The organism is Pseudomonas sp. Colony2, assembly GCF_019382755.1.
GTDB lineage: Bacteria > Pseudomonadota > Gammaproteobacteria > Pseudomonadales > Pseudomonadaceae > Aquipseudomonas.
In genome coordinates, this window is the sequence record NZ_CP080030.1 from 2,819,365 (window position 1) to 2,826,816 (window position 7,452).

Annotated in this window: 5 protein-coding genes; 3 read left to right on the top strand and 2 right to left on the bottom strand. The window is 60.3% G+C overall.

Translation table 11 applies throughout. The features are described from left to right. The first annotated feature begins 19 nt into the window (after positions 1-19). Positions 20-2,290, top strand: coding sequence for a catalase/peroxidase HPI (gene katG, locus JV201_RS11315; RefSeq protein ID WP_219406915.1), 2,271 nt, complete (start codon positions 20-22; stop codon positions 2,288-2,290). 44 nt (positions 2,291-2,334) lie between these two features. On the opposite strand, the gene JV201_RS11320 is transcribed toward katG, so the two are convergent. Together JV201_RS11320 and JV201_RS11325 are read right to left on the bottom strand one after the other, a co-directional pair. Continuing rightward, positions 2,335-4,095: an EAL domain-containing protein gene (locus JV201_RS11320; protein WP_219406916.1), complete on the bottom strand. Its 1,761-nt coding sequence runs from the start codon at positions 4,093-4,095 to the stop codon at positions 2,335-2,337. Positions 4,096-4,311: 216 nt separating this feature from the next. Further along, the gene (locus JV201_RS11325; RefSeq protein ID WP_003208925.1) at positions 4,312-5,151 is read right to left on the bottom strand and encodes an EcsC family protein; all 840 of its coding nucleotides are present in this window, start codon (positions 5,149-5,151) and stop codon (positions 4,312-4,314) included. A 163-nt stretch (positions 5,152-5,314) separates the two neighbouring features. On the opposite strand from JV201_RS11325, the gene JV201_RS11330 reads away from it, so the two are divergent. Continuing rightward, positions 5,315-6,442, top strand: coding sequence for an alpha/beta hydrolase (locus JV201_RS11330; RefSeq protein ID WP_219406917.1), 1,128 nt, complete (start codon positions 5,315-5,317; stop codon positions 6,440-6,442). Between the two features lie 142 nt (positions 6,443-6,584). Next, positions 6,585-7,452: oxaloacetate decarboxylase (locus tag JV201_RS11335; protein WP_003208921.1), on the top strand; the 868-nt coding region annotated here is incomplete at its 3' end.

A 7,452-nucleotide genomic window follows, 5' to 3' on the forward strand; every position in this document is an offset into this window, starting at 1 on the left:
ACTAAAAGGTGTGCCAAGCATGTCAACTGAATCGAAATGCCCTTTCAACCACGCTGCGGGTGGCGGCACCACGAACCGAGACTGGTGGCCCCAGCAACTGAATCTGAAGATCCTGCATCAGCATTCCTCCCTCAGCGACCCTATGGGTGAGGGCTTCGATTACGCCAAGGCGTTCCAGAGCCTTGACTTCGAAGCGGTCAAGCAGGATTTGCGCGATGTCATGACGCAATCCCAGGACTGGTGGCCGGCGGACTTTGGCCATTACGGCCCGCTGTTCATTCGCATGGCCTGGCACAGCGCCGGGACCTACCGTACCGCCGACGGTCGCGGCGGTGCCGGTTCCGGTCAGCAGCGCTTTGCACCGCTCAACAGCTGGCCTGACAACGTCAGCCTGGATAAGGCCCGTCGCCTGATCTGGCCGGTCAAGCAAAAGTACGGCCGGCGGATTTCCTGGGCCGATTTGATCGTACTCACCGGTAACGTCGCGCTGGAGTCGATGGGGTTCAAGACCTTCGGGTTCTCCGGCGGTCGCCCGGATGTCTGGGAGCCGGACGAGGACGTTTACTGGGGCGCCGAGACCACGTGGCTGGGGGGAGAAGAGCGTTACGGCGTGCAAAAGAAAATGCAGCAGCCGGGTGATGGTCCGTTGGTGGCTGAACCGCAGAACCATGGCAACGAAGAAAGCCGCACCGGAGGCGGTGAGCGCAACCTGGAAAATCCCCTCGCCGCTGTGCAGATGGGCTTGATCTACGTGAACCCGGAAGGGCCTGAAGGTGTTCCGGATCCGGTCGCCTCGGCGAAGGATATCCGTGAAACCTTCGGTCGCATGGCGATGAATGACGAAGAGACCGTAGCCCTGATCGCCGGCGGTCACGCCTTCGGCAAGACCCACGGCGCAGGTCCGGCGGATAACGTCGGCCCGGAACCGGAAGCGGCTGGCCTGGAAGAGCAGGGGCTGGGCTGGAAAAACAGCTTCGGCAGCGGCAAGGGCGGTGACACCATCACCAGCGGGCTGGAGGTGACCTGGACTTCGACGCCGACAAGATGGAGCAATGAGTACCTCGAAAACCTCTTCGGCTTTGAATGGGAACTGACCAGGAGCCCGGCGGGCGCCCATCAGTGGACACCGAAGAACGGTGCCGGCGCCGGCAAGGTTCCGGATGCCCATGATGCCGGCAGGCGGCATGCGCCGAGCATGCTGACCTCGGACCTGGCGCTGCGTTTCGATCCGGCGTACGAACAGATCTCCCGACGTTTCCTGGCCAACCCGGACCAACTGGCAGACGCCTTTGCCCGTGCCTGGTTCAAGCTTACCCACCGCGACATGGGCCCGCTTGCGCGTTATCTCGGCCCGGAAACCCCCGCGGAAGAGTTGCTGTGGCAGGACCCGATTCCTGCGGTCGATCATCCACTGGTGGATGAGCAGGATGTGGCGGCGCTCAAGCAGAAGATTCTCGCCGCGGGGCTGACGGTCTCGCAGCTGGTTTCGACGGCATGGGCAGCGGCGTCCACCTTCCGCGGCTCCGATAAACGCGGGGGAGCCAATGGCGGGCGCCTGCGCCTGGCTCCGCAGAAGGACTGGGCGCTCAACCAGCCTGAGCAACTGTCGGGCGTACTGAAGCGTCTCGAAGCTATTCAGGGCGACTTCAATACCGCACAGACGGGAGGCAAAAAGATTTCCCTGGCCGATCTGATCGTGCTGGCGGGCAGTGTGGGGGTTGAGCTGGCGGCCAAAAATGCCGGCCGCCAGACCACGGTGCCTTTCACGGCAGGGCGCACGGATGCTTCCCAGGAGCAGACGGATGTCGAGTCGTTCGGTTTCCTTGAACCGGTCGCCGATGGCTTTCGCAACTACCAGAAGGGGCACTACAAGGTGTCTGCCGAAGCGTTGCTGATCGACAAGGCGCAACTGCTGACATTGACCGCACCCGAAATGACGGTGCTGTTGGGCGGACTGCGGGTCTTGGGTCTAAATGTCGGGGAAAGCAAGCACGGGGTGTTCACCGAGCGCCCGGGAACCCTGACCAATGACTTCTTCAGGAACCTGCTGGACATGGGCGTTGAATGGAAGCCAGTCACCGGCACCCACGATACCTTTGAGGCGCATGACCGCAAGACCGGTGCCGTCAAGTGGACGGGCACCCGGGTCGACCTGGTGTTCGGTTCGCATGCCCAGTTGAGGGCACTGTCCGAAGTCTATGGCAGTGCCGACGCCGAGGAGAAGTTCGTCGAGGACTTCGTGGCGGCCTGGACCAAGGTGATGAATCTGGATCGCTTTGAACTGGCCTGACACTGGCGCCTGACGTTTACAGGCCCACGCTGTGGGCCTGTTCGCTAGCGGCCTGGGCTTATCCAGGTTTCCAGGTCCGTTGCGGTCATGGGCTTTGCTATCAGGTAGCCCTGCGCTTCGGAACATCCCCACTGTATCAAGAGGTCGAGGATTTCCTGGTTCTCTACGCCTTCGGCAACGACTCGGTAGCCGAGCCCTTTCGCCAGGCCTATCAGGGTTTTAACCAACTGCTTGTCATTTTGATTGCTGCCCAGCCCGCTGATCAATGATTGATCCAGCTTGACGGTAGTGGCCGGCAGTTCCTTCAGGTACGCCCAGTTACTGTAGCCCGTGCCGAAATCATCAACCGCGACTTCTATGCCAATCTGCCGAACGCGCTGCAGTTGCCGGATGACTTCCTCAGGGTTGGTCATCAACATGCTTTCGGTAAACTCAAGTTCAAAGTCGGCAGGGTCAAGGTCGTGCCGGTGAAGCTCATGAATCATCGCGTCCACGAACTCGGAGCTTTCCAGATCGCTGACGGTAATGTTCATCGCTATTCGCAGGCGCACGCCTTGTGCTTTCCAGGCTGCGGCTTGCCGGATGATTGCGTTGAGCACCCATAATCCAACGGACGGTATCAACGCGGTTTTTTCGGCCAGGGGGATGAACTCGGCAGGGCTGATGGGGCCAAGCAACGGATGGGTCCAGCGTAGCAATGCCTCTACCGAATCACAGCTTCCCGAGGGCAGTTTGACTTTGGGCTGATACACCAGGCTGAACTGTTTGTCGCAGCTGACCGCTTCCGGCAATGAACTCAACAGCATGAACGCGCGTTGTTGAGCCGCATCAAACTGGGGTTCATAAAGAGACCATCCCAGCTTGCGGTCACGCGCCTCATCTGCCGCACTCACCAGCAGGCGTAGCCAGTCTTGCGGGCCGGAATGGTGAATGGGCAGCACGCCAATCCCGACTTGCATGAGGATGGGGATGCCGTGGCATTCAACAGGCTTTTTGAAGTCCTTGAGAATACTTTCGCAGATGTGCTCGGTGGTTTGATTCTCCTCAAGGATGAAGCCAAACCGCGTCGGGCTGATTTTGTAAAGCAGGCACTGCGCGGGTAACAGGTTTTGCAGGCGAGATTTGATCGCCAGAACCAGGTCTCCGGCAAAGCTGTAGCCCAGGGCCTTTACAATATCGTTGAGAAACTTTGGCGAGATAATGTCAACTGCGTACACATGGCACGCGTTTTCAAGCTTAAGCGCTTGACGTATATCTTCCTCAAGCCTGAGTCGATTGAATAGCCCAGTCGGTTGGTCTACGAAGTTGCGGGACCGCATGCCCTGTATGCGCATCATGACCAGCTCGGCAAAGTCGTTGAGCATTGCACTGTCACGCTCGCTCATGGGAGGGCGGGGGACAGTATCAATGATGCAGAGACTTCCCAGGGTAAAGCCATCCTCCGTGATCAATGGCGCGCCCGCGTAATAACGAATATGCGGCGGCCCCGTGACCAGGGGATTGTCTTTGAAGCGGGCATCCAGCGTTGCGTCCGACACCTCCAGCAGGGCGTTGTCCAGGGTAGAGTAGGCGCAAAAAGACACTTCTCGCGGTGTCTGCGTTTCTGTAATTCCCACGCGTGCCCTGAACCATTGCCGGTGTTTATCGACAATTGAAATCAGTGCGATGGGGGCGTTGTAATAGGCAGACGCCATCTCGACGATCTTTTCAAATACATCATCACTATCGCTGTCGGTTGGACAAAATTTCGCGACCTCTTTTAGCCGTTCAATTTCATTCGGCGGAATAGGAGCGCCTTCGCCCATGACAATCCTCAAAGTGGTTATGTTCGTACAACAAGGTATCAGACAGTGCCATCATTATGATGTTGTTTTTCTATTCATCAGATAGCTCAAGGGTATGGCGTCCGGGTGATCTCTTCCTGCGTATCTCCCTAATTCTTGCGCCCTGCGGATGAATGTACGCGCGGGGCAGCGAAGTGGATGCACGGCATTAAAAATTTTTCCGGCATTTCCGCGCTTCTAGTTCACCCGGGGCGCCGCCTTGATGGCCATGTACGCATCCTTGATGGGCTCAAAACCATATTTCTCTTCCAGCCGTTTCACGATGAAGTGCCCCCGCGCCATGTCCTGGTAGAAGTGGGTGAACAGCGTATTGATCGTCGCCCCGGTAAAGGCGCCCATCACCGGAACGGCCTGGGCTGCGAACTTGCTGGAAATGGTAAAGCCAAAACGTGTCGCGACTTTATCGATGAGGATCGCCAGCCATTTCCCGGCTTGGCCCGGGGACAAGCTGCTGATGGCCTTGGAGCCCTGCTTGGCGGCGATCCCCGCCAGCTCCTTGGACAGTTGTTGCATGGCCTGGGTGGTGAAGCTGCGGGTCATGTAGTAACCGGTCTCCGTTGCATCATCGGCCTGGCTGGTGCCACCCATGGCAAACACCTCGATGCAGGCTTGTTTGGTCGAAAAGTCGCCCAGGTCGAAACCCTCGCTGCGCGCCACGTCGGCGACCGCGCGCATCATGATGGTGGTGGAGATCGGCAGCTCGATAAACAGCGCCGCGAAACCGAAGGCCCCGCCGATGGCGCCCGAGGTGGCCGCAAAAGCCTTGTGCAGCCGGGTCGAGGCCGGTTTTCTCGGACTGTTGTCCAGGCTTTTCAGCGCCGCGCCGGCGGATGAATGCAGCGCTGCCGCCACCGCGCCATTGATCCGTTTGGAAACCACCCCCGGCAATGCCTTTACCGCGCTTTCAATCGGGGAGCCGATCATGCCGGACAGCCTGGCCGTCAGGGAGGGTGACTCCAGCAAACCGACGGCCCGCTTGAGATCCTGATAGTCCTCGGGATTGTCTCTGATGCTCACAGGCGTCTCCTTGAAATTTTTCCGGCTTTGATAAAACAAAGACCCGCGAAGAGGGCCATCGTGCCGTCACGCTTTACCCATTCTTTACCTGCGCGGGTGCTGCGTTCGCCGGCGGGTCGGTTAGGCTGCCAGTTACCTTGAACTGAACGGCGGTGTGAATCGAATGAACCTTCAACCTCGGTACTGGCTGGCGGTGAGCGCCCTGGTGGGCAGCCTGGGATTGATTGCGGGGTGTGCGGGCGATCCGCCAAACCCGCGGGCCGAATTCAGCGAGCGGGTCAACAAGGAACTGAGCACCGCGTATCAACCGTCCCATTATGAAACGTCCGGCTGGGGCGCGACCTGGCAGCTCGACAAGCAATCGGTGAACGTTGCGTGGCTGGCACCGGTGACCCATGAGCGCCTGCCGCTGATTATCTACTTGCCGGGTTTGGGTGAGCCGGCCTCGGGCGGGGTGGCGTGGCGCAAGGCTTGGGCGCAGGCCGGTTATGCGGTGTTGTCGGTTCAGGAACCCGCCCATGATCAGTCGATCTTTGCCTCGCAGCAGGCGTTATATGGCGACTTTCGCGGGATGGCGAGCAGTCATTACTCCGCCGCCGCCCTGCGTGACAGGCTGTCGACCTTGCAGAAAGTCCTGAGCGAAGTTCGGGCACGGGCCGCCAAAGGCGACGCGCAACTGGCGGCCATCGACTGGAACCAGGTGGTGGTGGCCGGCTTTGATTTTGGCGCGCAGACCGCTGAGGCACTCGCCGGGGCGCTGGAGCCCGGGGCCACCCCGGGCGTCGGGATTCAACCCAAGGCGGTGTTGCTGCTCAGCCCTTATGTGGACGCCGATGCCCGGCCGGACGTGTTTGCCCGGATAACGGCGCCCGTGCTGTCGATGACCGGCCAGCAGGATGAAGACCCGTTCAACTGGGTCAGCTCTTACCGTCAGCGAGAGGTGTTGGGCGAGTCGGTGACAGCGGCGGGCAGTGTTCAGCTGGAGTTGAACAGTGCGACGCACAAGACCTTGTCCGGGAGCGAGCTGTTCAGCCGGCCGGCGAAAAAGGCCGACAAGGGCAGTGCTTCGTCTGGCGACGCGCCCAAGGGTCGAGGGCACAAGCACGGCGCCAAACCTGGCGGCGGCGGCCCGATGGCGGGCGAACCGGCGCCGGACCCCAAGCAGGTGGCCGCGATTCAGGCCATGGGTGTGGCGTTCCTGGATAGCCGGGTCAAACACAATCCCGCCGCCACCGAATGGTTGCAACAGGGCGCGTCAACCTGGCTGGGTGAGGCGGGACGGTTGAAGTAATGGCGGCGGGCTTCCCCCCGCCAAGCGTGATGTATAAGTTTCTCAAACGTCATCAACCATCTTTTTCCGGCGTGATACGCTAGCCTTACTTTTGAATTGGCACTGGTCGTTCCCGCGTATACGGCGACAGTGAGGAGTGAACATGTCGAAAATTTCCCACCAGGATCTACGGCGCTCGTTTCGCGAGCTGCTGGCCTCCCAACACTGCTTTCACACCGCCTCGGTGTTCGACCCGATGTCCGCCAGGATCGCTGCAGACCTGGGCTTCGAAGTCGGCATCCTGGGAGGCTCGGTGGCGTCATTACAGGTCCTGGCTGCACCGGACTTCGCGCTGATTACCCTGAGTGAGTTCGTCGAGCAGGCCACCCGCATCGGCCGGGTGGCGCAGCTTCCGGTGATCGCCGACGCCGACCACGGCTACGGAAATGCACTGAACGTGATGCGCACCGTCCAGGAACTGGAGCGTGCTGGCGTCTCGGCGCTGACCATTGAAGATACCCTGCTGCCCGCGCAGTTCGGGCGCAAATCCACCGACCTCATCAGCACGGAAGAGGGCGTGGGCAAGGTCAAGGCGGCCCTGGAGGCCCGGGTCGATCCGCAGCTTTCGATCATCGCCCGGACCAACGCCGCCGTGCTGCCGGTGGAGGACGTTATCCATCGCACCAAGGCGTATCAAGAGGCTGGCGCAGACGGCATCTGCATGGTGGGTGTCCGTGACTTCGACCACCTTGAACAGATCGCCGAAGGCCTGACGGTGCCGTTGATGCTGGTGACCTACGCCAACCCGCATCTCAATGACAACGAACGCCTGGCCAAACTGGGTGTGCGGATTGTGGTCGCCGGCCACGGCGCGTACTTCGCCTCGATCAAGGCCACCTACGACAGCCTTCGCGAACAGCGCAACCTGACGCGCAGCACATCAAACCTGACCGCCAGCGAACTGACCCACACCTACACGTTCCCCGACACCTACGTGAGCTGGGCCAAAGAGTTCATGGATGTTCAAGAGT

What these genes read in the sequence shown, in the direction of transcription:
- JV201_RS11320 (WP_219406916.1), bottom strand. Translation starts at nt 4,095, where the DNA reads ATGGGCGAAGGCGCTCCTATTCCGCCGAATGAAATTGAACGGCTAAAA.
- katG (WP_219406915.1), top strand. Translation starts at nt 20, where the DNA reads ATGTCAACTGAATCGAAATGCCCTTTCAACCACGCTGCGGGTGGCGGC.
- JV201_RS11330 (WP_219406917.1), top strand. Translation starts at nt 5,315, where the DNA reads ATGAACCTTCAACCTCGGTACTGGCTGGCGGTGAGCGCCCTGGTGGGC.